The organism is Rahnella sp. 2050, assembly GCF_040544515.1.
Classification (GTDB): Bacteria; Pseudomonadota; Gammaproteobacteria; order Enterobacterales; family Enterobacteriaceae; genus Rahnella; species Rahnella aceris.
In genome coordinates this window covers 662,486-687,841 of sequence record NZ_JBEPKE010000001.1, presented here as the reverse complement: position 1 = coordinate 687,841, position 25,356 = coordinate 662,486, and the positions used below count along the sequence as shown (strand labels likewise).

The 25,356-nt window shown below is 52.0% G+C and carries 29 protein-coding genes and 1 other annotated feature; of the genes, 17 read left to right on the top strand and 12 right to left on the bottom strand.

All coding sequences use genetic code 11. The annotated features are described in order from the left end of the window. The first annotated feature begins 143 nt into the window (after positions 1 to 143). Positions 144 to 1,553 (top strand): NADP-dependent phosphogluconate dehydrogenase, encoded by a 1,410-nt coding sequence (gene gnd, locus ABIC79_RS03055; protein ID WP_013575079.1) that lies wholly within the window; start codon positions 144 to 146, stop codon positions 1,551 to 1,553. 119 nt (positions 1,554 to 1,672) lie between these two features. Here gnd and hisIE read toward each other — a convergent pair whose 3' ends face one another. The 8 genes from hisIE to hisG are packed head-to-tail and all read right to left on the bottom strand — an operon-like array spanning position 1,673 to position 8,827. Then, entirely contained in the window at positions 1,673 to 2,287 is a 615-nt protein-coding gene (gene hisIE / locus ABIC79_RS03050; protein WP_037034927.1) for a bifunctional phosphoribosyl-AMP cyclohydrolase/phosphoribosyl-ATP diphosphatase HisIE, read from the bottom strand. Positions 2,288 to 2,310: 23 nt separating this feature from the next. Further along, on the bottom strand, positions 2,311 to 3,084 hold the full coding sequence (gene hisF, locus ABIC79_RS03045; protein WP_015689708.1) for an imidazole glycerol phosphate synthase subunit HisF: 774 nt from the start codon (positions 3,082 to 3,084) through the stop codon (positions 2,311 to 2,313). Further along, complete coding sequence (gene hisA, locus ABIC79_RS03040; RefSeq protein WP_013575082.1) at positions 3,066 to 3,803, bottom strand: 1-(5-phosphoribosyl)-5-[(5-phosphoribosylamino)methylideneamino]imidazole-4-carboxamide isomerase; 738 nt, start codon at positions 3,801 to 3,803, stop codon at positions 3,066 to 3,068. Before hisA ends, hisF begins: the two co-directional genes overlap by 19 nt. A gap of 5 nt (positions 3,804 to 3,808) precedes the next feature. After that, on the bottom strand, positions 3,809 to 4,399 hold the full coding sequence (gene hisH / locus ABIC79_RS03035; RefSeq protein ID WP_013575083.1) for an imidazole glycerol phosphate synthase subunit HisH: 591 nt from the start codon (positions 4,397 to 4,399) through the stop codon (positions 3,809 to 3,811). Then, a complete protein-coding gene (gene hisB / locus ABIC79_RS03030) occupies positions 4,399 to 5,463 on the bottom strand; it encodes a bifunctional histidinol-phosphatase/imidazoleglycerol-phosphate dehydratase HisB (RefSeq protein ID WP_015689709.1) in 1,065 nt (354 codons plus the stop codon). Before hisB ends, hisH begins: the two co-directional genes overlap by 1 nt. 14 nt (positions 5,464 to 5,477) lie before the next feature. Further along, positions 5,478 to 6,611, bottom strand: a complete 1,134-nt coding sequence (gene hisC / locus ABIC79_RS03025; RefSeq protein WP_121019428.1) for a histidinol-phosphate transaminase — start codon at positions 6,609 to 6,611, stop codon at positions 5,478 to 5,480. Beyond that, on the bottom strand, positions 6,611 to 7,924 hold the full coding sequence (gene hisD, locus ABIC79_RS03020) for a histidinol dehydrogenase (protein WP_126124767.1): 1,314 nt from the start codon (positions 7,922 to 7,924) through the stop codon (positions 6,611 to 6,613). Before hisD ends, hisC begins: the two co-directional genes overlap by 1 nt. A gap of 3 nt (positions 7,925 to 7,927) precedes the next feature. Next, positions 7,928 to 8,827 (bottom strand): ATP phosphoribosyltransferase, encoded by a 900-nt coding sequence (hisG, locus tag ABIC79_RS03015; protein WP_013575087.1) that lies wholly within the window; start codon positions 8,825 to 8,827, stop codon positions 7,928 to 7,930. 74 nt (positions 8,828 to 8,901) lie between these two features. Then, positions 8,902 to 9,023: a sequence feature (His leader region), on the bottom strand. Between the two features lie 329 nt (positions 9,024 to 9,352). Here hisG and ABIC79_RS03010 point away from each other — a divergent pair. The 7 genes from ABIC79_RS03010 (at position 9,353) to cheW (ending at position 17,215) form a co-directional block, all read left to right on the top strand. Next, positions 9,353 to 10,177 (top strand): SDR family oxidoreductase, encoded by an 825-nt coding sequence (locus ABIC79_RS03010; RefSeq protein ID WP_112198259.1) that lies wholly within the window; start codon positions 9,353 to 9,355, stop codon positions 10,175 to 10,177. A gap of 1,262 nt (positions 10,178 to 11,439) precedes the next feature. Then, positions 11,440 to 11,784, top strand: coding sequence for a flagellar transcriptional regulator FlhD (gene flhD, locus ABIC79_RS03005; RefSeq protein ID WP_013575090.1), 345 nt, complete (start codon positions 11,440 to 11,442; stop codon positions 11,782 to 11,784). Positions 11,785 to 11,786: 2 nt separating this feature from the next. Then, positions 11,787 to 12,395, top strand: a complete 609-nt coding sequence (gene flhC / locus ABIC79_RS03000; protein ID WP_013575091.1) for a flagellar transcriptional regulator FlhC — start codon at positions 11,787 to 11,789, stop codon at positions 12,393 to 12,395. A 176-nt stretch (positions 12,396 to 12,571) separates the two neighbouring features. Then, complete coding sequence (gene motA / locus ABIC79_RS02995) at positions 12,572 to 13,462, top strand: flagellar motor stator protein MotA (protein ID WP_112151826.1); 891 nt, start codon at positions 12,572 to 12,574, stop codon at positions 13,460 to 13,462. After that, on the top strand, positions 13,459 to 14,562 hold the full coding sequence (gene motB / locus ABIC79_RS02990; protein WP_013575093.1) for a flagellar motor protein MotB: 1,104 nt from the start codon (positions 13,459 to 13,461) through the stop codon (positions 14,560 to 14,562). Before motA ends, motB begins: the two co-directional genes overlap by 4 nt. Before the next feature lie 36 nt (positions 14,563 to 14,598). Beyond that, positions 14,599 to 16,635, top strand: coding sequence for a chemotaxis protein CheA (gene cheA, locus ABIC79_RS02985; protein WP_183065332.1), 2,037 nt, complete (start codon positions 14,599 to 14,601; stop codon positions 16,633 to 16,635). A gap of 82 nt (positions 16,636 to 16,717) precedes the next feature. Next, positions 16,718 to 17,215: a chemotaxis protein CheW gene (cheW, locus tag ABIC79_RS02980; protein WP_013575095.1), complete on the top strand. Its 498-nt coding sequence runs from the start codon at positions 16,718 to 16,720 to the stop codon at positions 17,213 to 17,215. A 732-nt stretch (positions 17,216 to 17,947) separates the two neighbouring features. Here the strand turns inward: cheW and ABIC79_RS02975 are convergent. The 4 genes from ABIC79_RS02975 to ABIC79_RS02960 all read right to left on the bottom strand — a co-directional run bounded on the left by ABIC79_RS02975 (position 17,948) and on the right by ABIC79_RS02960 (position 20,828). Beyond that, complete coding sequence (locus tag ABIC79_RS02975; protein ID WP_354566567.1) at positions 17,948 to 19,093, bottom strand: phage integrase Arm DNA-binding domain-containing protein; 1,146 nt, start codon at positions 19,091 to 19,093, stop codon at positions 17,948 to 17,950. Next, positions 19,074 to 19,331: an excisionase gene (locus ABIC79_RS02970; protein ID WP_015689711.1), complete on the bottom strand. Its 258-nt coding sequence runs from the start codon at positions 19,329 to 19,331 to the stop codon at positions 19,074 to 19,076. Before ABIC79_RS02970 ends, ABIC79_RS02975 begins: the two co-directional genes overlap by 20 nt. Before the next feature lie 43 nt (positions 19,332 to 19,374). Further along, complete coding sequence (locus ABIC79_RS02965; protein WP_354566566.1) at positions 19,375 to 19,539, bottom strand: hypothetical protein; 165 nt, start codon at positions 19,537 to 19,539, stop codon at positions 19,375 to 19,377. A 620-nt stretch (positions 19,540 to 20,159) separates the two neighbouring features. Then, on the bottom strand, positions 20,160 to 20,828 hold the full coding sequence (locus ABIC79_RS02960) for a LexA family protein (RefSeq protein ID WP_013575102.1): 669 nt from the start codon (positions 20,826 to 20,828) through the stop codon (positions 20,160 to 20,162). Between the two features lie 88 nt (positions 20,829 to 20,916). Between ABIC79_RS02960 and ABIC79_RS02955 the strand changes: the two genes are divergently transcribed. The 9 genes from ABIC79_RS02955 (at position 20,917) to ABIC79_RS02915 (ending at position 25,356) form a co-directional block, all read left to right on the top strand. After that, positions 20,917 to 21,132: a transcriptional regulator gene (locus ABIC79_RS02955; RefSeq protein WP_354566661.1), complete on the top strand. Its 216-nt coding sequence runs from the start codon at positions 20,917 to 20,919 to the stop codon at positions 21,130 to 21,132. Between the two features lie 28 nt (positions 21,133 to 21,160). After that, complete coding sequence (locus tag ABIC79_RS02950; protein WP_354566565.1) at positions 21,161 to 21,694, top strand: YmfL family putative regulatory protein; 534 nt, start codon at positions 21,161 to 21,163, stop codon at positions 21,692 to 21,694. A gap of 205 nt (positions 21,695 to 21,899) precedes the next feature. Further along, positions 21,900 to 22,817, top strand: coding sequence for a helix-turn-helix domain-containing protein (locus tag ABIC79_RS02945; RefSeq protein ID WP_354566564.1), 918 nt, complete (start codon positions 21,900 to 21,902; stop codon positions 22,815 to 22,817). Continuing rightward, the gene (locus tag ABIC79_RS02940) at positions 22,799 to 23,503 is read left to right on the top strand and encodes a replication protein P (protein ID WP_354566563.1); all 705 of its coding nucleotides are present in this window, start codon (positions 22,799 to 22,801) and stop codon (positions 23,501 to 23,503) included. The genes ABIC79_RS02945 and ABIC79_RS02940 overlap by 19 nt, the downstream gene beginning before the upstream one ends. After that, positions 23,500 to 24,042 (top strand): phage N-6-adenine-methyltransferase, encoded by a 543-nt coding sequence (locus ABIC79_RS02935; protein WP_354566562.1) that lies wholly within the window; start codon positions 23,500 to 23,502, stop codon positions 24,040 to 24,042. Before ABIC79_RS02940 ends, ABIC79_RS02935 begins: the two co-directional genes overlap by 4 nt. Beyond that, positions 24,039 to 24,371, top strand: a complete 333-nt coding sequence (locus ABIC79_RS02930) for a BrxR family helix-turn-helix transcriptional regulator (protein WP_354566561.1) — start codon at positions 24,039 to 24,041, stop codon at positions 24,369 to 24,371. The genes ABIC79_RS02935 and ABIC79_RS02930 overlap by 4 nt, the downstream gene beginning before the upstream one ends. Beyond that, positions 24,364 to 24,525 carry a hypothetical protein gene (locus tag ABIC79_RS02925; protein WP_354566560.1) on the top strand — a complete coding sequence of 54 codons (162 nt, stop codon included), beginning with the start codon at positions 24,364 to 24,366 and terminating at the stop codon, positions 24,523 to 24,525. The genes ABIC79_RS02930 and ABIC79_RS02925 overlap by 8 nt, the downstream gene beginning before the upstream one ends. Then, positions 24,518 to 24,982, top strand: coding sequence for a hypothetical protein (locus ABIC79_RS02920; protein ID WP_223509443.1), 465 nt, complete (start codon positions 24,518 to 24,520; stop codon positions 24,980 to 24,982). Before ABIC79_RS02925 ends, ABIC79_RS02920 begins: the two co-directional genes overlap by 8 nt. Beyond that, positions 24,982 to 25,356 (top strand): RusA family crossover junction endodeoxyribonuclease, encoded by a 375-nt coding sequence (locus tag ABIC79_RS02915; protein WP_354566660.1) that lies wholly within the window; start codon positions 24,982 to 24,984, stop codon positions 25,354 to 25,356. The genes ABIC79_RS02920 and ABIC79_RS02915 overlap by 1 nt, the downstream gene beginning before the upstream one ends.

Genomic DNA, 25,356 nt, shown 5'->3' with positions numbered 1-25,356 from the left:
TTATGGCTGCAATAGGTTCACCCTTCGCCATTCTCATGTACAATGCTTGTGTTCATTTGTATGGCTCAGTGCAGTTAAACTCACTGTTTACAGGGGTTTAGACTAAAAACTGGGCGATCAACTATTTCAGACAGGAGTTGCTAATGTCCAAACAACAGATCGGCGTTGTCGGTATGGCGGTCATGGGCCGTAACCTCGCGCTTAACATTGAAAGCCGTGGTTATTCCGTTTCCATTTTTAACCGTTCAGGCGACAAGACTGATGAAGTCATCGCTGAAAATCCGGGTAAAAATCTGGTTCCGCACTACACCGTCGAAGAGTTTGTTGACTCGCTGGAAAAACCTCGTCGTATCTTGCTGATGGTGAAAGCCGGTGAAGCAACTGATAAAACCATCGCATCCCTGACTCCGCACCTGGATAAAGGCGACATCCTGATCGATGGCGGTAACACCTATTACAAAGACACCATTCGCCGTAACCGCGAACTGTCCGAGCAAGGTTTCAACTTCATCGGTACCGGCGTTTCCGGCGGTGAAGAGGGCGCACTGAAAGGCCCGTCTATCATGCCTGGCGGTCAGAAAGAAGCCTACGCGCTGGTAGCACCTATTCTTGAAAAAATCGCAGCCCGCGCTGAGGATGGCGACGCTTGTGTGGCTTACATCGGTGCAGATGGTGCCGGTCACTACGTCAAAATGGTTCACAACGGTATCGAATACGGCGACATGCAGCTGATCGCAGAAGCGTATTCTCTGCTGAAGCAGTCCCTGAACCTGAGCAACGAAGAGCTGGCGACCACCTTTGCTGACTGGAACAAAGGCGAGCTGAGCAGCTACCTGATCGACATCACCAAAGACATCTTCACTAAGAAAGACGAAGAAGGTAAATACCTGGTCGATGTGATCCTGGATGAAGCAGCGAACAAGGGCACCGGTAAATGGACCAGCCAGAGCTCACTGGATCTGGGCGAACCACTGACGCTGATCACCGAGTCTGTGTTTGCCCGTTACTTGTCTTCCCTGAAAGACCAGCGTGTTGCGGCTTCTAAAGTACTGTCCGGCCCGGCGGTGAAACCTTTCTCTGGCGACAAAGCGGAGTTCATCGAGAAAGTGCGTCGTGCTCTGTATCTGGGCAAACTCGTTTCTTACGCGCAAGGCTTCTCACAGCTGAAAGCCGCATCAGATGAGAACAACTGGGATCTGAACTACGGTGAAATCGCGAAGATTTTCCGTGCGGGTTGTATTATTCGTGCACAGTTCCTGCAGAAAATTACCGATGCGTATGCTGAAAATGCCTCTATCGCTAACCTGCTGCTGGCTCCGTACTTCAAAAACATTGCTGATGAATATCAGCAAGCGCTGCGTGATGTCGTGTCTTATGCCGTTCAGAACGGTATCCCGACGCCAACCTTCTCTGCTGCGATCAACTACTACGACAGCTACCGTTCTGCGGTTCTGCCCGCCAACCTGATCCAGGCACAGCGTGACTACTTCGGTGCGCATACTTACAAACGTACCGACAAAGATGGCGTATTCCATACCGAATGGTTGGATTAATTGCCTGACCGGCACGTGTTAAGCGTGCCGGTGTTGTCACGTCGAGACAAAAAAAGCCGCCAATGCATCAGCAAAGGCGGCTTTTTTACGTCTGAACTTTTACTTTTGAATTTTCGACGTTATTTCTTATGACGCTGACGCAGATTCTCAATGACCGCACTCAGGTTCAGATCCTGATCCTGCAGCAATACCAGCAGGTGATAAATGAGATCTGAGGCTTCGTTTTTCAGTTCAAAGCGGTCGTTGACGGTGGCGGCCAGCGCAGTTTCAACGCCTTCTTCACCGACTTTTTGTGCGATGCGTTTGGTACCGCTGGCGTAAAGTTTGGCGGTATACGAGCTTTCCGGATCGGCGGTTTTGCGCGAGGCGAGCAGTTCTTCGAGCTGATACAGAAACGCCCAGTCGGTTTCAGCAGGGTGGAAGCAGCTGTTATTGCCTTTATGGCAGGTCGGGCCAACCGGATTGACCAACACCAGCAGCGTGTCGTTATCGCAATCCGGGGTGATGCTGACGACGTTCAGATAGTTTTCTGACGTTTCGCCTTTGGTCCACAGACGCTCTTTGGTGCGTGAATAAAACGTTACCTTGCCGGAAGACTGCGTAACGCCCAGTGCTTCCTGATTCATATATCCGAGCATCAGCACTTCACCCGACACCGCGTGCTGGATGATGGCTGGCATCAGGTTATCCACTTTTTCCCAGTCGAGCTGGCTAATCTGTTCATCGGTCAGCAGACCGGTTTTTACATCCTGATTACTCACAAGCGGATCTCCACGCCATTTTCGGCCAGGTAGCTTTTCAGCTCGCCAATATTAATAATTTGTTTGTGGAACACGGAGGCGGCCAGTGCGCCGTCGACCTGTGCTTCGCGGAAGGCGTCAAGGAAGTGTGACATGGTCCCCGCGCCGCCCGAAGCGATCAGCGGAACATGACACACTTCGCGGATCATCTTCAGTTGCTCAAGGTCATATCCGTTACGCACGCCGTCCTGATTCATCATATTCAGCACAATTTCACCTGCGCCGCGTTCCTGCACTTCCTTCACCCAGTCGATAGTCTGCCAGGTGGTGATCTTAGTACGCGCTTCATCACCGGTAAACTGATGAACCTGATAAGTTCCCGTCTCTGTATCGTGCCACGTATCGATACCCACGACGATACACTGTACACCATACCTGTCGGCAAGGCGGGTGATCAGTGTCGGATCCGCCAGGGCAGGGGAATTAATAGAAATCTTATCTGCACCAAACTGCAAAATCTGGCTGGCATCTTCAAGGCTCTTAATGCCACCCGCCACGCAGAAAGGGATATCAATAACTTCAGCCACGCGCGATACCCAGCTTTTATCCACTACGCGGCCGTCGCTTGAGGCGGTGATGTCGTAGAATACCAGTTCGTCCGCGCCTTCCTGCGCATAGCGCTGCGCCAGCGGTACGATATCGCCGATGATTTCGTGATTGCGGAACTGTATTCCTTTGACGACCTGACCGTCTTTAACGTCGAGGCAGGGGATTATCCGTTTTGCCAGCATGAAATTGCCTCCGTCACATTAAATTTACCGTCGAGCAATGCGCGCCCGACAATCACGCCTTCCACACCGCTGTCACGCAATGCAGCGATATCATCCAGTGAGCCGATACCGCCTGAAGCCTGAAACGCCACCTGCGGATAACGCGCTGTCACTTCACGATAAAGTTCGACGTTGGAACCGGCCAGCGTGCCGTCACGGGAAATATCGGTGCACAGCACATGTTTCAGGCCGAACGGCAGATATTGCTCGACGACCTGTTCCAGCGTGGCATTGGAGTTTTCCTGCCAGCCGCTGATGGCCACCTTTTTGGTACCTTCGGCATCGATGCGTACATCCAGTGCCAGCACCAGCGCATCCGCGCCGAAACGGCTGAACCAGCCCTGCACGGTCGCCGGATCTTTCACTGCAGTCGAACCGACCACCACGCGGGTTGCGCCAGCGTTAAGCAGTGCTTCAACGTCCTGCTCATTACGGATGCCGCCACCGACCTGCACCGGCACGGAAACACCGGCCAGTAATTTCGTCAGCAAAGGGATCTGGCGTGCAGCCGGATCTTTCGCGCCGGTTAAATCGACAAGGTGCAGAACTTGCGCACCTTGCTGCTGATAATCCTGCAAACGCGGTAACGGATCATTGCCGTAGTCACGTTGCTGACCGTAATCGCCCTGATGCAAACGCACCACGCTGCCTTCGATCAAATCCAAAGCGGGAATAATCATGCTGTTTACATCTCCAGAAAGTTTTTCAGCAACTGTGCGCCCGCGGCACCGGAACGTTCGGGATGAAACTGCACGCCGAAGAAGTTGTCTTTTTGTACGGCGGCGCTGAAGGGCTCGCCGTAAAGTGTCTGAGCGACCGTGTTTTCGCATACCGGCATGGCAAATCCGTGGACGAAATAGAAGTAAGCATTTTCATCAATGCCGCGGAATAAATGGCTGTCGGCGTTGGCGGTGACCTGATTCCAGCCCATATGTGGCAGCGGCAAACCAAGGTCTGGCATGCGCTGCACCGGCGTCTCAATAATACCCAGTGTATCGATACCGCCATTTTCTTCGCTCGATGAAGCCAGCAGTTGCATACCCAGACAAATGCCCAGCACCGGTTGGGTGCAGGCTTTGATCAGGTCAATAAGCTCACGCTGTTCGAGCTGTTCCATCGCCGCCTGCGCCGTGCCGACGCCCGGTAAAAACAATTTGTCAGCCTGCAACACAATCTCCGGTTCACGGCTCACCGTGGGCTCATAGCCCAGACGCTGAACTGCATATTTCACGGAAGAGAGGTTGGCACAGCCGGTATCAAGGATAACGACATTCATCACAGCACTCCTTTCGAGCTCGGCAGGGTGTTGCCATCCACACGAATTGCCTGGCGCAGTGTGCGGCCAAAGGCTTTGAACAGGCTCTCAACACGGTGGTGATCGTTCTTGCCTTTAGTACGCAAGTGCAGGGTACAGGCCATCGCATAAGACAGTGAACGGAAGAAGTGTTCGACCATTTCCGTGCTCAGGTCGCCGACGCGCTGATAGTTAAATTCAGCTTTGTATTCCAGGTGCGGACGCCCGGAGATATCCAGTGCACAGCGAGCCAGACATTCATCCATTGGCAGTACGAATCCGAAACGGCCAATGCCACGTTTATCGCCCAGCGCTTTGTTCAGCGCTTCGCCCAGCGCCAGTGCGGTATCTTCCACCGTGTGGTGATCGTCGATATATAAATCGCCTTTCACTTCGATGTTCATACGAAAACCGCCGTGCGTAGCGATCTGATCCAGCATATGGTCGAAGAAACCGACACCGGTACGGATTTTGCTTTCACCTTCGCGATCCAGCCAGACATCCACATCAATGGCCGTTTCCCGCGTTACGCGGTTAACTTTTGCATGGCGGTCACGTTGAGTCAGTTGCTCTGCAATCGTCGCCCAGTTCAGCGTATCGCGCTGATAACGCAGCCCGGCGATACCCATATTGGCCGCCAGCTGGATATCAGTGTCACGGTCGCCAATCACATAACTGTTTGCCGTGTCCAGCACGCCGCTTTCCAGATAACCCGCCACCAGTTTGGTTTTTGGTTTACGGCAATCGCAGTGATCGGCTGGCAGGTGCGGACAAATCAGCACCTCGTCGAAAACGATGCCCTGTGAGGTCAGGATCTGCATCATCAGGTTGTGCGGCGGGTCGAAGGTTTCCTGCGGGAAACTGGCGGTGCCCAGACCGTCCTGATTGGTGATCATCACCAGTTTAAAACCGGCATTTTGCAGCGCTAAGAGTGCCGGAATGACGCCCGGCTCGAGGGCCAGTTTGTCCAGACGGTCGACCTGAAAATCTTCAGGTGGCTCGGAAATCAGGGTACCGTCGCGGTCGATGAACAGTGTTTTTTGCAATAACGGACTCTGGCTCACATGTGCTCCTTGCGGGGGCTATTTTGATTATCATTAAGAGTGGATGCGGTAGCGCCAGGTAAAGGCTGCAGGGCGGTGATCACCCGTTGCAGTTCTTCCCGGGTACCGATTGTGATCCGCAGGCAGCCGGAAAGTCCCGGTTGCTTGTTCTGGTCACGCAGGATAATGCCCTGATCCCAGAGGTTTTTAAAGACGGCACTTGAAGCGTAGAAGCGGACGAGGACGTAGTTAGTGTCGCTGGCAAAAACCTCTTCAACACAGGCGCATTTTTCCAGTTCTTCCCGCAACCACGCGCGGTTTTCCGTCACTTCAGTCACCCGCTGACGCATTATCGCCAGCCCTTCCGGGCTCAGCGCCTGTGCAGCGATATCGGCTACAGGCGTAGATAAAGGATAAGGCGCGATCACTTTCATTAATAAACCAATCAGGTCGCTGTTGGCGAGCGTGAAGCCGCAGCGCAAACCGGCGAGGGCAAACGCTTTGGACAGCGTGCGCAAAATCGCCAGGTGCGGATATTCCTGCAACCAACCCGACACTGTCGCCTGTGGGCAGAATTCGATATAAGCCTCATCGACTGCGACAATGGCGCGTCCGCGGGTCATTTCCAGCACAGCACGTATCTCTTGCGGATCGATGATATTGCCGGTCGGATTATTCGGGCTGCACACATAAACCAGTTTCACGCCATCCAGCGCGGCTTCAATGGCCGGGAGATCCAAAGACCAGTCGGCTTTTGCGGCCACGGTGCGGCCTTCCACGCCAATTGTCTCGGCGCTGACGCTGTACATGCCGTAAGTCGGCGGGCAATAAAGAATAGCGTCTTTGCCCGGTTCACAGAATGCGCGGATCAACAGTTCAATGCCTTCGTCTGCGCCACGGCTGACCAGCACCTGTTCCGGGTCAACACCCGCATAAGCTGCGTAACGGTTGATGACCAGCGCAGGCTGACATTCCGGATAACGGTTAAAGGTCTGCTGCGTCAGTTCAAACTGTGGCGCGATGGCGTATTCGTTAGCGTTAAGCCACACATCACCGTTGCCGCCGAGACGACGTGCGGACTGATACGGGGTCAGTTCCTGCACATTCTTACGTGCCAGCGCCTGAACGCTGAGGGTGTTTTCATTGCTCATCAGCGTTGCTCCTTTAAAGCGTTAACGCGCAAAGTCACGGCATTTTTGTGTGCGGTCAGTTGCTCAGCCTGCGCCAGGGTTTCGATGGTAGTTGCCAGACCGAGCAAACCTTCAGGCGTTAACTGCTGAACGGTCATGCGTTTCTGGAAATCTGCCAGACCGAGGCTGGAACAGGTGGCCGTGTAACCGTAAGTCGGCAAGACGTGGTTGGTGCCGGAAGCGTAATCGCCTGCGGATTCCGGTGACCAGTCACCGAGAAATACTGAACCGGCGCTGGTGATACTGTCGACCAGTTGCTCCGGCTCACGGGTTTGCAGGATCAGGTGCTCCGGACCGTACGCATTGCTGATTTCGATACACTGCGCGATGTCTTTCGCCACAATCAGACGGCTGCTTGCCAGTGCCTGACGGGCAATCTCGCTGCGGGATAATGTCTGCAACTGGCGTTCAACGGCTTCACCAACCGCCTGCGCCATTTTCAAATCCGGCGTCAGCAAAATCACCTGAGAATCGGGGCCGTGTTCTGCCTGAGAAAGCAAATCAGAGGCGACAAAGTCAGGTGTCGCGCCACTGTCGGCAATCACCAGCACTTCTGAAGGCCCGGCTGGCATATCGATTGCCGCGCCGTCCAGGCTCTGACTAACCTGACGCTTGGCTTCGGTGACGTAGGCATTGCCCGGCCCGAAGATTTTCGCCACACGCGGCACGGTTTCGGTGCCAAAGGCCAGCGCGGCAATTGCCTGCGCACCGCCAAGCTGATACACCTCTTCCACGCCACACAGTTGAGCGGCATACAGAATTTCATCGGCAATCGGCGGCGGAGAACACAGCACCACTTTCTGGCATCCGGCAATACGCGCCGGGGTCGCTAACATTAATACGGTGGACACCAGCGGCGCAGAACCGCCCGGAATATACAGACCCACGGACTGAATAGGGCGGGTCAGTTGCTGGCAACGTACGCCGGGCTGGGTTTCGATATCCACCACAGCCAGTTTTTGTGCCTGATGAAAGGTATCGATATTGCGCACGGCATGTGCCATCGCCTGTTTAACGTCCTCACCTAAACGCGCGGCCGCTGCCCCGATTTGCTGTGCAGTGACGCGCAATTCCCGGACTTCAGTTTTATCAAAGCGGGCGCAAAACTCGCGCAGCGCACTGTCACCTTCACTGCGCACGCGGCGCAGGATTTCACTGACAGATTCGGTAATACGGTCAGACGCCGAAATTGCCGGGCGTGTCAGCAGCTCGCGACGCTGTTGTTCGTCGCATTGCTGCCAGTCAATCGGGGTAGTGAACGCGTCAGGCTTCATGGCTTACTCCATCATTTTTTCGATTGGCAGAACCAGAATGGAGCTGGCGCCGAGCGCTTTCAGTTTCTCCATCGTTTCCCAGAACAGGGTTTCGCTGCTGACCATGTGCATGGCCACACGTTGCTGATCGCCTGCCAGCGGCAGAATGGTCGGACGCTCAGCGCCCGGCAGCAGGGCAACGATCTCATCAAGACGCTCACTTGGCGCGTGCAACATAATGTACTTGGATTCGCGTGCCTGAATAACGCCCTGAATACGGGTCATCATTTTGTCGATCAGCAGTTGTTTCTCTTGTGGCATTTCGCCGTCGCGCTGGATAAGACAGGCTTTGGAGCGATAAATCACTTCCACTTCACGCAGGCCGTTGGCTTCGAGCGTGGCGCCGGTAGAGACCAGGTCACAAATCGCATCCGACAAACCGGCGCGCGGGGCGACTTCCACAGAACCGTTCAGCAGGCAGGATTTGAAATCGACGCCTTTTTTATCGAGATATTGCTTGAGCAGGTGCGGATACGAGGTGGCGATGCGGGCGTTTTGCAGGCTTTGCGGACCGGTATACTCCGTGTCCAGTGGCGTCGCCAGTGACAGACGGCAACCGCCAAAATCCAGACGACGCAGGGTGAAATAACGCGGGTCTTCGCCCTGGGCGCGGCGGCTCAGCAACTCTTCTTCCAGCACGTTTTCACCGATGATGCCCAGATCCACCACACCGTCCATCACCAGCCCCGGGATATCGTCATCACGCACGCGCAAAATGTCGATCGGCATGTTTTCTGCGAAGGCGATCAGACGCTGTTCCTGCAGGTTGATTTTGATCCCGCAGCGGGCCAGCAGTTCGCGTGATTCATCGCTCAGGCGACCCGACTTTTGCATTGCTATCCGTAAACGTGTTTTATCCAGCATGATGACCTCAGTTTCTTAATTATTTATCGTAAAAATCGTTTGTTTAAAGGCGTTAACTTCAATCCGTCAGGCCAAAAAAAAAGCCCCCGGAAGAAATCTTCCGGGGGCTATCTCTGCGTTCTGCGCCACTGGAAGATCTAAACAGTCTCCCAGCACCAATCGCCTGAAAGACTAGTCAGGGTGATGGTGATGACGGTGGTTAATCAGAACGTTTGTCATGTCAGTTTCTCAGTATGTTCATTTATATGCCGCGTGATTCAGATTTGAATCATTCGCCACACATATCAAATTCGCTGCCAATAAAACTAAACTATCGGGCGGTAACAGCGCAACCTTTTTTTCCGATGATGAGTTTTTCTTATCTGCAGCAGGGTTTTCATCGAATAAATGAATGATCTGTTAACAGAGGCAGAGAAAACCTTACGCAGGCTGAACCGGGAAAAGGTGACATTTGCTAGTATAAAGGAAGCAGTATCAGCAGTGGGTGATGTGATGCCACATGCCAATGAAACAACGGAGCGAAGTATGAAGAAGGTTTCGATTATCGGACTGGGCTGGCTGGGAATGCCACTGGCGATGGCGCTGGCTTCAAAAGGTTATCAGGTGGTCGGCAGTAAAACCACGCCGGATGGGGTAGATGCCGCCAGAGCCGTGGGGATCGAGTGTTTCCCGCTGGTGTTTACGCCGCAGATGGAATGTGTGGCGGAAGATCTCGATCAGTTGCTGAATGTCGATGCGCTGATCATTACCTTGCCTGCGCGCCGGACGGTGGACGGCAGCGAACTGTACTTCCAGGCGGTACAGCTGTTAACCGACAGCGCGCTGGCGCATAACGTCAAACGCATTATTTTCACCAGCTCGACATCTGTTTACGGCGAAGGAGAGGGTGTGGTGCGTGAGGGGTCGCCGCTTGAACCGGTCACGACCAGCGGAAAGGTGCTCAAAGAACTCGAAAACTGGCTCCATGGTTTACCCAATACGTCTGTCGATGTACTGCGTCTGGCCGGTCTGGTCGGCGGCGATCGCCATCCGGGACGTTTTATGGCCGGAAAAACTCAGGTGAAAGGCGGTCAGCATGGTGTCAACCTGGTGCATCAGGATGATGTGATTGCCGCGATTGCGTTGTTACTCAGTCTGCCGAAAGGCGGCCATACGTATAACCTGTGCGCACCTGCTCATCCTGCCAAAGCGGAGTTTTATCCGGCGCTGGCCAGACAGATGGGGCTGGAGCCGCCGACTTTTGCTGAACAAGCTTCAGCACAGAAGGGCAAAATCGTCGATGGTGAGCGAATCTGCAAAGAACTTGGCTTTGAATATCAGCATCCTGATCCGCGAACCATGCCTTTTTAATCACCAAACGCGGTGTAGATAATTTCACGTTATGACCTGCCGGAAATTTCGGCAGGTTGTTAAGTGTCTGCTGCATTAACGTTCGGAAAACCCCTTTCTCATGTGCAGGAAACTATTCATTTATCCTGCAACGCCTATTTTATCCTTCCGTTTAATTAGCCGGTTTAATGGCGGTACATTTTTTAAGCTTGCTGTCTAATATTCTTCTGACAGCGTAGTTAAAAATGCGTTTTAATCGCCAATCTGCAGGTGAAACTGGCGACAGATGCTGGTTTGGTAATAAAATTCCTAGTCGTGCGTTTTTTATTTGCTATTGCGCGGTATAAAGCACTTTTTTAAGCACAATGATTAAAGTTTTCCTGAACAGTTGCCGATAGGTTAAGTTCGGCACCACTATGCCATTCCATCACTTCTTCTTATCAATCCGGCCTTGTTGCTGGATGTTTCCGCGTGTCCGGTCATAAATTATTACAATAATTGTCTTTTTATTTCTTAAACCGCGTGCTTGCTCACGGTTTAAGAACAATTCGCGCTTAATTTCCTCACAAACCATTAGGACAACTCCCCGAAAACCCTTGTGCTGACTGGGTTGAGTGTATTTAGCACAATGATCATGCTATTTGAAATTTCCAGCATAAATAGCTGCATGAGAAGTTATTAATTATTATCTGTGCTGTTCATTTGGCTTTGGTTGGCCTTTGTACAAATTGATCTAAAAAAGGCTAAAAAAGGCTGTCTGAAGAGAGCTTTTTAGACGCTTTTTTACTTTTGGCTTAAAAATGCGCAGATTTTTACGATAAATTGCACTTTCAGAAGCAAAATAAAGTTATAAAGTGTGATCTCTATCACACTTTATTCAAAATTCGTCAACGGTAAGATTGTATGTATAAAGGAAACGGGGTTAGAGTTGCAGCGTAGTAAGATTATTCCTAATAATGTATGTAAAAGCGTTTCACTGAATGAGGCGCCATCACAGCAACGGACTCTGCCAGTACACCAAAACTAAAGTGTTTTTCGATTACTTAGCAGTGCAATTGTCACAATTAATTTAGTTTACATCAGGAACAACTTTGTATTGGCGGTGAAGTAAATACCGCGGGATAAATCTAATAATCATCGTGAGATTTATTAATCAGCCAATGATCCAATTGTTTTGATAGTAAAAAATACTCCTGTCACGCCGGGTAAAACTCTTGCTGCATGGAATATGTCTATCAATCCGCCGTCTTAAAAAAACGGCATCGGTAATGGGGTAGAACAGAATGTCCGAATTGCTTAAGCACATATATGATATCAACCTGTCATATTTACTGTTGGCGCAGCGTTTGATTAACGACGAAAAGGCCTCAGCGATGTTTCGCCTGGGGATCGATGACGTTATGGCAGATACCCTGAGACAGCTGACGCTGCCTCAGATGGTGAAGTTAGCTGAAACGAACCAGCTTTTGTGTCAGTTCCGCTTTGATGACAGCAAGACAATTGAACGCTTGACCCAGGAATCGCGGGTGGATGACTTACAACAAATCCATACCGGTATCTTGTTGTCCAGCCATCTGCTGAAAGGCCTGGCCGCGAAAGAAAGCGGCGCGATGAAGAAAAGGGCGTAGCTATGTCTGGTAAAGATGCGTCAACCAAGCCAGCAGAAAAAAGTATTGTTCAGGAAGCACGGGACATTCAGCTGGCTATGGAACTGATTACGCTGGGTGCCAGATTGCAGATGCTGGAAAGCGAAACGCAATTAAGTCGTGGCCGACTGATTAAATTGTACAAAGAGTTGCGAGGAAGTCCTCCCCCGAAAGGCATGTTGCCGTTCTCTACTGACTGGTTCATGACCTGGGAACAGAACATCCATTCCTCCATGTTTTACAACGCTTACTCTTTCCTGCTAAAGAGCGGCCACTGTAATGGCGTGGAGGCGGTGATCAAGGCTTATCGTTTATATCTGGAACAGTGTCCTGAGCAGCCGGGGGAAGCGCCGATCCTTGCGCTGACCCGTGCCTGGACGTTAGTACGTTTTGTCGACAGCGGCATGTTGCAGCTTTCAGCGTGTAACTGCTGTGATGGCTCATTTATTACCCATGCACACCAACCCCGCCACGGGTTTGTTTGCAGTCTTTGCCAGCCCCCGTCCCGAGCAGTAAAAAAACGTAAACTTTCCCCGCAGGTTGCCGATATAACATCTCAAGAGCTGGACGAACAGGTCAAGCACGCAGTTTGAGATAGTTGGGTAGCAGTAAGTCGTTCTGAGCGGTGGCTACCACCGCTCATCAATTCCCCCCTAACATCTCAGCCATTCTCTGACACTTTTTATGCACGTTTCTACGGCACAAATCGGTCAGGCACATGGCGCGCGCTTAACCTCGCCCTAAAACCACATCGAATTAAGGATTCATCGTGCTAGTGATAATAGGTTACATCGTGGTGTTGGGCTCTGTGTTCGGCGGTTTCATGCTCGTCGGCGGTGAGCTGGGCGCGTTATACCAACCCGCAGAATTGCTCATTATTGCCGGTGCCGGCATCGGTGCCTTCTTCGTTGGTAACAACGGCAAAGCGATCAAATCCACCATGCGCGCGCTGCCGCAGTTGTTCCGCGCATCAAAATACAATAAAGCGTTGTATATGGATCTGATGGCGCTGCTTTACCGGGTATTAGCCAAATCACGCCAACAGGGGATGCTGTCGCTGGAAAATGACATCGACAATCCGGCCGAAAGCGACATTTTTGCTAATTATCCGCGCATCCTTGCCGATAAACAGTTAGTCGAATATCTGACTGACTATCTGCGCCTCATGGTCAGCGGCAACATGAATGCCTTTGAAATTGAAGCGCTGATGGACGAGGAAATCGAAACTTACGAGCACGAGAGTGAAGTGCCGGCGAACAGCCTGGCGCTGGTGGGTGACTCACTCCCGGCATTCGGTATCGTCGCCGCGGTAATGGGGATCGTACATACCCTGGCCGCTGCTGACCGACCTGCCGCAGAACTTGGGGCGCTGATTGCCCACGCGATGGTCGGGACCTTCCTCGGTATCCTGCTGGCGTACGGTTTTGTTTCTCCGCTGGCCAGCGTGTTACGCCAGAAGAGTGCTGAAAACGCCAAAATGATGCAGTGCATCAAGGTGACTTTGCTATCGAGCATTAACGGTTATGCGCCACAAATTGCCGTCGAATTTGGCCGTAAAACGTTGTACACCTCGGAGCGGCCTTCCTTTATTGAACTGGAGGAACACGTTCGCCAGGTCAAGTCGCCGGGTCAGAAACAAACTGAAGAAGAAAAAGTATGAAGCATCAGAGCCATCCAATCGTTGTTGTACGCAAGAAAAAGAATAAACACGGCGGAGGGCATCACGGCGGTTCGTGGAAGATTGCTTACGCTGACTTTATGACAGCGATGATGGCTTTCTTTCTGGTGATGTGGCTGATTTCGATCTCCAGCCCTAAAGAACTGGTGCAAATTGCCGAATACTTCCGTACCCCCCTTGCGGTGGCGATCACCGGCGGGCCGCGCAGCAGCGATGCTACCAGCCCGATCCCGGGCGGTGGCGAAGACCCGACCGTACAGGACGGGGAAGTCCATAAAATGGAGCAGTCGCAGGGGGCGAGTAAGCGTGAGTCGGACGATTTACAGCGGTTGCAGCAAAAGCTGGAAGACATGCTGGCGTCGGATCCGCGGCTGAAAGATTTACGTCCACACCTGATGATTAACCTGACCGAGCAGGGTTTGCGCATTCAGATTATCGATAGCAAAAACCGCCCGATGTTCCAGCTTGGCAGCGCGATTGTTGAGCCGTACATGCGCGATATCCTCAGGGCGATTGCCCCGGTACTGGATGGTTTTCCGAACAAGATCAGTCTGGCGGGGCATACCGATGACATGCCGTATGCCACAGGTGAACGTGGCTACAGCAACTGGGAACTGTCGACTGAGCGCGCGAATGCTTCACGTCGCGAGATGATGAGCGGCGGCCTCAGCGAAGGGAAAGTCCTGCGGGTGATGGGCATGGGGTCTTCCATGCAACTGAAAAACCATCCGGCAGGTGACGCCATCAACCGTCGTATCAGTATTTTGGTCCTGAACAAACACGCGGAAGAAGCGATTGAACGGGAAAACAGCGAGGGCGAGGCGATCACGATCAGTGACGCTGGCGAGCTGCAAAGACAAGTACAAGGCACACAAAAAGTGCCGGCATTAGCACCAAAAATGAGTTCGGCTCCGGCAGCTCCGGCGTTAGCGCCACAGGCAAACCCGGCACCGGCCACACCAGAGAAAGCACCATCAATACCCGGGATTGAGACGCAGACGCCAGTGACACCCTCGGCAGGCGCTCAACCTGCGACGGCAGCTCCGGCTGCCGCGGCGGGCACGGCACCTGCGACACATTAACAAGCCGCGATTCACAGCAGAGGTGATCACGTGAGCATGGATATTACTGATTTTTATCAGACATTTTTTGATGAAGCAGACGAGTTGCTGGCGGACATGGAACAACATCTGTTGTTACTTGATCCGCAGGCGCCTGACATTGAGCAACTGAATGCGATTTTCCGCGCAGCGCACTCAATCAAAGGCGGTGCAGCCACGTTTGGATTTACGGTTTTACAGGAAACGACTCACTTACTGGAAAACCTGCTCGACGGTGCTCGTCGCGCTGAAATGAGCCTGAGCACCGACATCATCAACCTGTTTCTGGAAACAAAAGACATTATGCAGGAGCAACTCGACGCCTATAAATCTTCCCGGGATCCTGACGCAGAAAGCTTTGAATATATCTGTGCGGCCCTGAGACAACTGGCCCTCGAAGCGCAACAGGCGCGTGAACCTGTGCCTGATCTTCACGTGGTTGAAGACCAGACAGCGGCACAATCTGTCGCGACAGCGCCGGTTGCACCCGCTGCCGGTAAGGGCGATTTGCGCGTTCGTCTCTCCGGCCTGAAAACACAGGAAATTCCTGTGATGCTGGATGAACTCGGCAATCTCGGCGAGATAAAAGATCCGGTTCAGACTGATGACAGCGTGGAAGCCACCCTGGTCACCACGGTTAGCGAAGACGACATTATTGCCGTGCTGTGTTTTGTGCTGGAGCCGGAACAAATCAGCTTCACTCACGCCCCGGCAGCGGTTGCTTCTGAGGCCGTTGCGGTTGCCGCATCCGCGCCTGTTGTGGCGGAAGTGGCTGCAGCACCGGCGGTCGTCGCCCGTCAGGCTCCGGTACTGACGGCAGTGCCGAACAGCGAACCGGCGAAAGCCCGTGCACCTAAAGCCCCTGAATCCACCAGCATCCGTGTTGCTGTTGAAAAGGTTGACCAGTTGATCAACCTCGTGGGCGAACTGGTGATCACCCAGTCCATGCTGGCGCAGCGTTCAGATCTGCTGGATCCGGTTGTCCACAGTGACCTGCTCAACAGCATGGGCCAGCTCGAACGTAATGCCCGTGATTTGCAGGAATCGGTGATGTCGATTCGTATGATGCCGATGGAATTCGTGTTCAGCCGCTTCCCGCGTCTGGTGCGAGATCTGGCCAGCAAACTGAATAAGCAAATCGAACTGACACTGCTCGGCAGCTCGACCGAACTGGATAAGAGCCTGATCGAACGTATCATCGATCCGTTAACGCACCTGGTGCGTAACAGTCTGGATCACGGTGTGGAAACGCCGGATGTGCGTATTGCCAATGGTAAAGAACCCACCGGTAACCTGACGCTTTCTGCGGAACATCAGGGTGGCAATATCTGCATCGAAGTGATCGACGATGGTGCCGGTCTGAACCGCGAACGTATTCTGGCGAAAGCCGCATCGCAGGGCATGAATGTCCATGACAACATGAGCGATGAAGAAGTCGGCATGCTGATCTTTGCCGCAGGCTTCTCGACTGCAGAAAAAGTCACTGACGTTTCAGGCCGTGGTGTCGGCATGGACGTGGTGAAACGAAACATTCAGGAAATGGGTGGGCACGTTGAAATCCATTCCCAGCAGGGCAAAGGCACCACCATCCGTATCCTGCTGCCACTGACGCTGGCGATCCTCGACGGGATGTCAGTGAAAGTCGGTAAAGAAGTCTTCATTCTGCCACTGAACGCGGTGATGGAATCTCTGCAACCGCTGTCAGAGGATTTGCATCCGATGGCCGGTGGCGAACGTGTTCTGCAGGTGCGCGGTGAATACCTGCCGCTGGTTGAGTTGTACAACGTCTTTGATGTTGAAGACGCCAAAACCGAAGCCACGCAGGGCATTGTGGTGATTTTGCAGAGTGCAGGGCGTCGCTACGCGTTGCTGGTTGATCAGTTGATTGGTCAGCATCAGGTTGTGGTGAAAAACCTGGAAAGCAACTATCGCAAAGTACCGGGCATTTCCGCCGCCACTATTTTGGGCGACGGCAGTGTGGCGCTGATCGTGGACGTGTCTGCATTGCAGTCACTGAACCGCGATAAATTAGCAACAGGCTCCACCGCCGCATAACAAGCAAAGCTGCCGGTGACCGCAAGGTTGCCGGGTGTGAAAAACTCAGGCCGATTTAAAGATAAAAGCAAAGGTGAACAACATGGCAGGACTTGCAACCGTGGCGAAAATTGCGGGCGAAACAGTAGGTCAGGAATTTCTGATCTTTACTTTAGGCGATGAAGAATACGGCATCGATATCCTCAAAGTGCAGGAAATCCGTGGATACGATCAGGTAACCCGTATTGCTAACACCCCGGCCTTTATTAAAGGTGTCACTAACCTGCGCGGCGTCATCGTGCCGATCCTCGACCTGAGGGTGAAATTCGCTCAGGAAGATGTGATTTACAACGAAAACACGGTGGTGATTGTACTTAACTTCGAAAACCGCGTTGTCGGGATCGTGGTTGACGGCGTATCAGACGTGCTGTCGCTGAGTCAGGATCAGATCCGCCCGGCACCGGAATTCGCCGTGACCATGTCGACGGAGTATCTGACGGGGTTGGGTTCGCTGGGTGACCGTATGTTGATCCTGGTGGATATTGAGAAGCTGCTGAGCAGTGAAGAAATGGCACTCGTTGATAGTGTGACGAAAATTTGATTTTCGTTTTTAAGGTCAAGGTCAAGGTCAAGGTCGTGGGCTCGCCGCCCACACTGGCCCAGAGACCCGCAATCGCGCGGGCCTCTGGACTCCACGCTTTTTTCACTGCGCGCTGTCGCAGGCACGACGGACATGTTCTGTCACCGTAGCGTGTGGCGCAAAATCTTGTCGCTCCGCGATGCCTTCTCCCGGTCCTGAAGCCCCCGGTCTTCAGGCCGCTCCGTTCAGCAAGATTTTTGATCACGCCAGTCTCGATCGAATAAAACCCTCGTTCTGATTCTTCCTGTTAAAAATAAGGGCAGAAGTTTTTTTTCTTGCTCGTTCCCCGGCGAAGGGGAAGGCCGGGATGGGGTATTAATGGCATCTCTGAACTGACCCTCTTTTTTGCACTGCTCCTAACTCATTGATTTAATGAGTGCACGCGAACACACAAAAAAAGAGGGTATTTCTGCTAAAACAGGAATAATCTCTTGCGGTTCAAAGCCTAAAGCTGTAAACCCAACGTTCACTGCCGGATAGGCAGCTTAGAAAGTAAAGAACTGGTATCACAAGTGGCTATGGCTGTTCACTGCCGGATAGGCAGCTTAGAAAGAAATAGTCGAGCGCGTGCCAGAACCCGACGAGTTCACTGCCGGACAGGCAGCACACGAATGCAATAACTCACTGTTTTTTATTTAAATAAATTTCATCTCCAAAATCCCTCCAAAACTCTTCCCCAAAACCGATTGATAATTAAACGGCGATGACGATCCACTTTTCTTTGCGCTCGTCATGATAGAGCTCAGTCATCTTCGCTGAACTATGTCCAAGCAATTCCTGAGTGTTGATCCCCTGAGCTTTATACAAGCGTTCAGAAAGAGAACGTTGTTCGTGAAATGTCGGCGGGGTTTTACCCTTTTCAATTTTAATTTTTGCGCAATCCCGGGCTTCGGCAAATCGCTGTGTTAATGATCCTTCAGCCACAGGTGAACCCAGCGCCGAACCGCCGATGACTGTTGAGTTATGGACAAGATGTTTACTCAGCACACGGTCGCGACATTTGTTGATCACATCACGAACACTCATGTTGATGGCGTCACATCGCAACGAGAGGGGGATCGCTATCCGGATTTTTCCTTTACCTTTTCCCTGGACAATATGAAGCATGTCATCCCAGATATCAGAGAATTTCATTTTTACTATGTCGCCACGCCGCTGGCCAGTAACTACAGCGAGCAGCATTGCATTGCAGATGTACGGTGACCTACGTTCTGCTTCGTGATAGATCGCCCACCAGTTCTCGAGCGTGAGTCGCTGTCTGGAGACTTCATCCAGTGGTTTACGTGTGGCCAGTGCCGGATTAAAGCCGGGCGGAACCTCACCGGCAAACTGTGCTTCCTTAAACATGTCGATCCATGCAGCTCGCATGACCTGTGCCATTCTTGTTTTATTTGCATCGACATATTCGTTTATCAATGCAGCCATCTCACGTGCGCCGAACTCTTTGAGCAATGTGTTTTGAGAACGAGCCGAGAGAAGTTCAGCACATGCTTTGCGCCCCCTGGCAGTAGATGATGCCAGCTCTTTTCGCTGCACACGTCGGTCAAGGATGGCTTTGTATTCTTTCACCCATTGCTTTAATCGCATGTTCTGAGCATTTGGTTCGGCTTTTTGTTTCGCAATATCTATCAGGGCGAAAGATTGAGAAGTTAATTGCTCAGCCGTAATGCGATTCATTTCAAGTGCCGCTGCATGCGCGGCATCTGAATCCGTACCAAAACCAATAAACTCCCCCGTAATGGGGTGACGATATTGCCAGTACGTTTTGTTGTTTCGCTTATCCAATTTGCAATACAAGTTCGGTGTTGAAATGTTGTATTTACGGGGTCTTGCTGCCATTAAGTGCTTTCTCCACTAAAGTGCGGGCGCTGGCAGGGAGATGGTTCGATATTTCGACCCGTTCAACCATACCAACAAACCTGGCTTCCTCATCAACAACCCATCGGCGACCTTGCTTAACGGCTGGCGGATATGTTTGCCGCGTTTTCGCAATACGGTGAAGGGTGGCTTTGCAGGGAGGTTCTTTGAAGCCATTTGGTCCTGCTGCCCATTCCGCTAAAGAAACTAATTGGCCCATACTATTACTCCACACGTTTAGTTATAGCCGGCTGCACACCGGTTTACTGACTGACCCGAAATCGGCCGTAATATTTCCCAGCTCGCCACCAGAGCATTTTCATACCCGGCGGCATTGCTGGTGCAAACTCAACTGGGACAAACCACAGATTCAGCATTCTTTTCACAAAAAAACGCCTGACGAAATGCGAACGGGTTGTTTCAATCATGGCTGCATTCCTAAATAAGTAATTCCCAGATTTCGGCGTGAGCGAATCCCTTGCCAGCATTGGCAATTAAATTTCAGTAATAACGATTCACTAAATGCCCCAGTGGACCAGGGCATTTAAGGCCGCGCTATCAGGCTTTGAATTCGCCGATACAGCGGCGCACACCGCGAGAAATTACTCACACACATAGACAAGGGCGGCCGGTAATGCACAGGGCGTGCTGGGTGGGTGCCAGCGACCCTTGTCTATGCCTGCGAAAAAATTGGCGGTGGTCATGATCAGAACACTATCTTCGCTCCCCCTGATGTTGGATGGTTGAAGAGTCATGCCACCGCCGAAAGACAGCTACATACAGCAATTATCGAGGTTCCACGTCGATCTGAATGGGCGGCGGGAGTCGAACCCGCAATCGGGTAGGGAACCCGACCATCACCAGGATGCTTTGCACAACGGGAAGAACACTGGGACTGTGGTCATATTGGGTTGATGGTAAGTGAGTCCCTCAACCCCCAGTGTTCTTTCCGTTGTGCCTGTTCCTTGTGGATACATTATGTATCCATGGGGTACATTGTCAAGGCGAAAAAAAACCTGCCGAAGCAGGTTGCGGGATAATAATTTCTTTAGGCTCTGTAACGTCTTGGTTTTCCTGAGAAAACAACGGTGCCGATTATTGAACAATTACCATCAATTTTTATGTACTGCTCGGGCCAGCCCTTGTTTAAGGCTTTCAGATATTTACTCCCCGCATCTTCTACGAGTCGTTTGAACGTTGTCTCGCCGGAATCAAGCAGCAAAGCGATCACATCATCACCATGAACAGGTGCAACCTCTGGATCAACGAAAATCATATCGCCAGGACGATACTCGTCGATCATTGAATCGCCAATGACTCGAAGAATGTAGGTCATAGAGCCGCAAGGGACCGGGCAGGGATATGTTTCGGATAAACTCAAATCTACCTCGGAATAACCAATCTCAGTCCAAGCCCCAGCCTGCACCCATGAAATCACCGGCACCATTTTGATGGTGAGTTCGGTGTCAGTGACATCCGGAGCTGAAGTAATATTCGTGGCCTGATGTTCCTTGTCCAACCAGCCATCTGGCAAATCAAAACACTTTTCAATGTGACGTGCCAAATCATCCCCAATTTTTTTCGTAGGATTCTTTCCGATCACTCGGCTGACTTGGGTTGGCTCTCTTTCGATTAGGCCAGCAAAGGAAGAATTTCCCCCGGCACTATCTCTGAGCTTCCTGGCGTTATCCCGCCGGATTTCATCGTTTGTCTTCATACACTCATTAAACTTCGTGTACCTAATGGGTACAAGTATCTTGCGGGTTCATTTAAATAGTGCATAATGTATCTCGGAGGTACATATGATTAAAAACTATTGGGATGCTTTAACAAAACCAGAGCAAAACGCCCTGGCTAAAAAAGTTGGTAGCAGTAGTGGTTATCTCAGACTCGTTTTCAATGGCTACAAAAAGGCAGGTTTTTCCCTTGCTCAACGCCTTGAAGAAGAAACTGCTGGCGCTGTTACCAAGAGTCAATTACGGCCTGATATCTACGGGAATACTACTTCTCAAACGGCCTGATATAAACCACAAAACGAGGTAATGCCTTGTGGACAATAAAAACTATCCCGCTCCAGAAGACATAACAACAGCAATGCACAAGCTGATCACGTCATTTCCTGGTGGATATGGCGCGATGTCTCAACGGCTGGCGCATAACGGGACTCATAACGCCCTGAGCAATCGCGTTCGTCAGGTTGGTGGCCAGATGGTGCCATTCGGTATGGCGATCATGATGGAGCAAATTTCTGGGCGCTCTGACATCACTGAAGCTATGTGCCGGATCAACGGCGGAACCTTCGTTAAGTTCCCAGATATTGAGGAAATGGGTAACGAAGAGCTGCTGATTAAGTTCAATGAGTTGCTGGCAGCGCTGGGTCAATTTGCAAAGGCTCACAACGAATTCACCTCTGACGGTGTTCTGGATCGTGACGAAAGCAAGCGGATGAGGATCAAGGGGTATCGAGTTCAGAGTTTGGTGGCGGAAATCATGGCTGTGACAGAACTGCTGTTTGGAGAAGGTGACGCCTCAGGAGTGCAGTCCCGAGGCGTCGGGTGCGCATCAATTAAACGTGTGGAGTAATTAACGCATGAACAGTGTAAACCGCGTTCGGCCTGCCGTGCAATTTCAATGTGTCTCACTGCGACCATGTGTGTATGTGCAGATAGTACGGGAGCCGGGAAAACCGGACAACCACAAGGTTGTGCCTGCTTCTGTGGTTCTGAAAAAGTGGATTGAATTTTATGTCGCTGGCTATCTGGCGCGAATTGCAAAGGCAGGATAAATCATGAGCGTTAAGTTATCCGCATACGTCTGGGATGGTTGCGCTGCTGCCGGTTTGAAGGGCGTGAAGCTTCTGATTATGGCGCGGCTTGCTGATTTCTCAAACGATGATGGGATCAGCTATCCGGGCGTGGATACGATTGCTCGGCAGACTGGGGCTGGTCGCAGCACTGTGATTACGGCAATCACCGAACTTCAGTCAGATGGGTGGCTGGTACGCAAAGAGCGCCGCAAAGGCAATCGCAACCAAAGCAACTTGTATTACTTGAACGTTAAAAAGCTGCGTACTGCTGCCAGTGCTTTTTATGCTGACGGTTCAGAATCTGAACATTCAGAATCTGAACGTTCAAAATCTGAATGTACAGAATCCGAACGTTCAGAAAACAAGAAAAATTCCGATTTTGACGGTTCAGAATCTGGAGGGGATCCGTCAGTAAATTCAAAACAAGATCCATCAGATAATAAAACCCTTAGTCAGGCCGCTGCGCAGCCAGACGATAGCAGCGATGAAAGTTTTCTTGCTCTTCACCCAGAAGCGGTGGTGTTCAATGCCAAAAAACGCAAGTGGGGCAGCGAAGACGACTTGACCGCTGCCGAATACATCTGGCGAAAAATAATCCAGATGTACGAACGGGCTGCCGAATGCGACGGCGAGATTGCCCGACCGAAAGAACCGGACATGACCCTGTGGGCCAACGAAGTCCGCCTGATGTGTACTGTCGACGGTCACACACACAAGCAAATCTGTGAACTATTTGTCCGCGCTAACCGCGACCCATTCTGGTGCAAGAACATCCTTAGCCCGTCGAAACTCCGCGAGAAATGGGACGACCTGACAATCAGATTGAGCTGCAATGCCATAGCAGGCGCGGCATCAGAACCGCACTGGAACAGCCCTGAAGCATGGGAGAACACCCTGTGAACAAAATGATGATGGCAGTTAAAAACCGCGACGGCGCCGCGCTGGCCAAACTGATGCCAGAAGAGCAACCGCAACGCGTCGTGAACGCTGACGCTGAGAAGTTGGTCGATGTGCTGTTCACCAACCTGATGCAGATTTTTCCCGCTGCCAGGCAGACTGCACTGAGTACCCCGGCTGATGTGGCGGCAGCAAAGCGTCAGTGGATCATGGCATTCGTTGAAAGCGGCTTGACCACACTGGAACAGGTTCAGGCTGGCATGCGCGTTGCCCGCCAGCAGGAAACAGACTTCTGGCCGAGCTGCGGCAAGTTCATTGGTTGGTGTAAGTCTGGCGCTGCTCAGGCTGCTGGCCTGCCGTCGGTCGATGAGGTCATGGCCGAGTTCAACCAGTATTGCGCCCGCCGCGGCGACTACAGCACCCCAGCGGCTTACCCGTGGTCAGCGCCGATCATGTACTGGATTGTGACCGACGTTCGCCGCCTGATGTTTCAGAACAACTTAACCGAAGGCGAAGTCCGCAAGTCCGTACAGCGCCAGCTGATCATCTGGGCAAAACGCCTGGCGAAAGGTGAGCAGGTCCCAGCACCGGTTGTGATGCTGTCCGCGCCAAAAGCGCCAGCCGGTCCAACCCCCGCACAGATCATGTATGACGAGTATCTCCGGAAAAAACGGGAGGGCTGGTTATGACATCAGAATTCGCAAGCACCACACCGATCGAGCATAAAGACCGCTGGCAGACGCCGGTAGAATTCTTCACCGCGCTGGATCTGGAATTTGGTTTCTATCTCGATGTTGCCGCCGACCACCAGAACGCACTGTGCGCCCGGTACCTGACAGAAGCAGATGATGCGCTGGCCACTGAGTGGGAAAGCTACGGCGCAATCTGGTGTAACCCGCCATACAGCGAGATCACCCCGTGGATTGAGAAGGCCGCCGAGCAATGCCGTGCCCAGCACCAGGCGGTGGTGATGCTTTTGCCCTCCGACACCTCAACCGGTTGGTTCTCGCTGGCGCTGACTACCGCCGACGAAATCCGCTTTATCACTGATGGTCGCTTGTCCTTTATCAATGCCGGTACCGGCAAGCCAGGCAAGAACGGCAACAGTAAGGGCAGCATGCTGGTCATCTGGCGCCCATTCATCAAACCACGCAGCCAGTTCACCACGGTTTCGCGTGACGCGCTGATCACTGCTGGCGCTGATTATCTTCAGGAGGTGGCGGCATGACTAAGAACCAAAAAATTAGGCTCCAGTTCATTGATGCAATGTTCGCAGTGCACGGACGCGTCAGCAGGGCTCAAATTATTGATGTCTTTGGCGTTGCAATGGCTTGTGCATCAAAAGACCTCACTGCTTATACCAAATTAAATTCTCAGGTTTATTTCAGTCATCAACATCTCAGTTATCTCTGCCGGGAATATTTTATGCCGGTTGAAGGGCTTTTGGATTTGCCCGCCGTTAAATTCCTGGAAAGCCTCAGCATTGTTTTTGCTGTGCCTAATCTGGCGCTTGAAGAAAATGTCATGCCAATTCCACGGGCGGTCAACCATGAATGAATTCCAGCAAATCTGGCTCGATGCCTATCGCGGATATCTTAAAGCTGCATCTTATACAGGTGAGTTGTGCCCGTCGGATTACACCGCAGCACGGGAACATGCTGATGCTGTACTGATCAGTCTGATCAAAGCAGGGGAGGTGAATTGTGATTGATGAACCGAAAGACGACAGCGAAAACGTGTTGGCCTTCACCAAACGCTTTGAATCAAACGCTGATATCAAAGAAATGCTCAACCTTGTCAAAGCCGATAAGCCAGAGCATGCGCCATATCGTTGCGGCCATGTGAATGTTTTGGTTGATGAACACCTTCGACAGCTTACATGTCGGCGCTGTGGTGCGGTTGTTGATGCGTTTGACTGGATCAACGCGCGCGCAGAGGGAGAGCAGAAGATTGACTGGGAACTCAAATCCCTGCGGCGGGAAGTTGTTGAACATCGGGAAGGCCTTGAAAAGCTTAAACGGGAAGAGCTGAACACGCGAAATCGCATTAAAAACGCCGAAGGCAAGCTGGCGAAGATCAGCATGGAAATCGCCAACAAGAGCATTGCCGCCGGTATTCCAGTCGCCGCCGTCACCCGCGACACCTATACCGACGCGGAGAATTCATGATGAAACTGATCCTGCCATTCCCGCCGAGCATCAACGGTTACTGGCGCTCTACTAAAAAGGGCGTCCTGATCAGCGAGCGTGGGCGGATCTTCCGGTCGAACGTGTTGGCGGCGATTTATCAGCAGTTGCGCAGCCGTCCGCCCGCGCTGCTGACAGAACTGGATGTGCATCTGGTTCTTTACCCACCGAACAGGGCGAAACGCGATTTAGATAATTTCCAGAAGGCGCTGTTTGATGGCCTGACCCATGCGGGGATCTGGAAGGACGACAGCCAGGTCAAACGCATGACAGTTGAATGGGGAGAGGTAACGAAGGGTGGTAAGGCAGAAATAACGATTACTGATTTCAAAACCGCCGGTGTGCAGCCGGTTTAA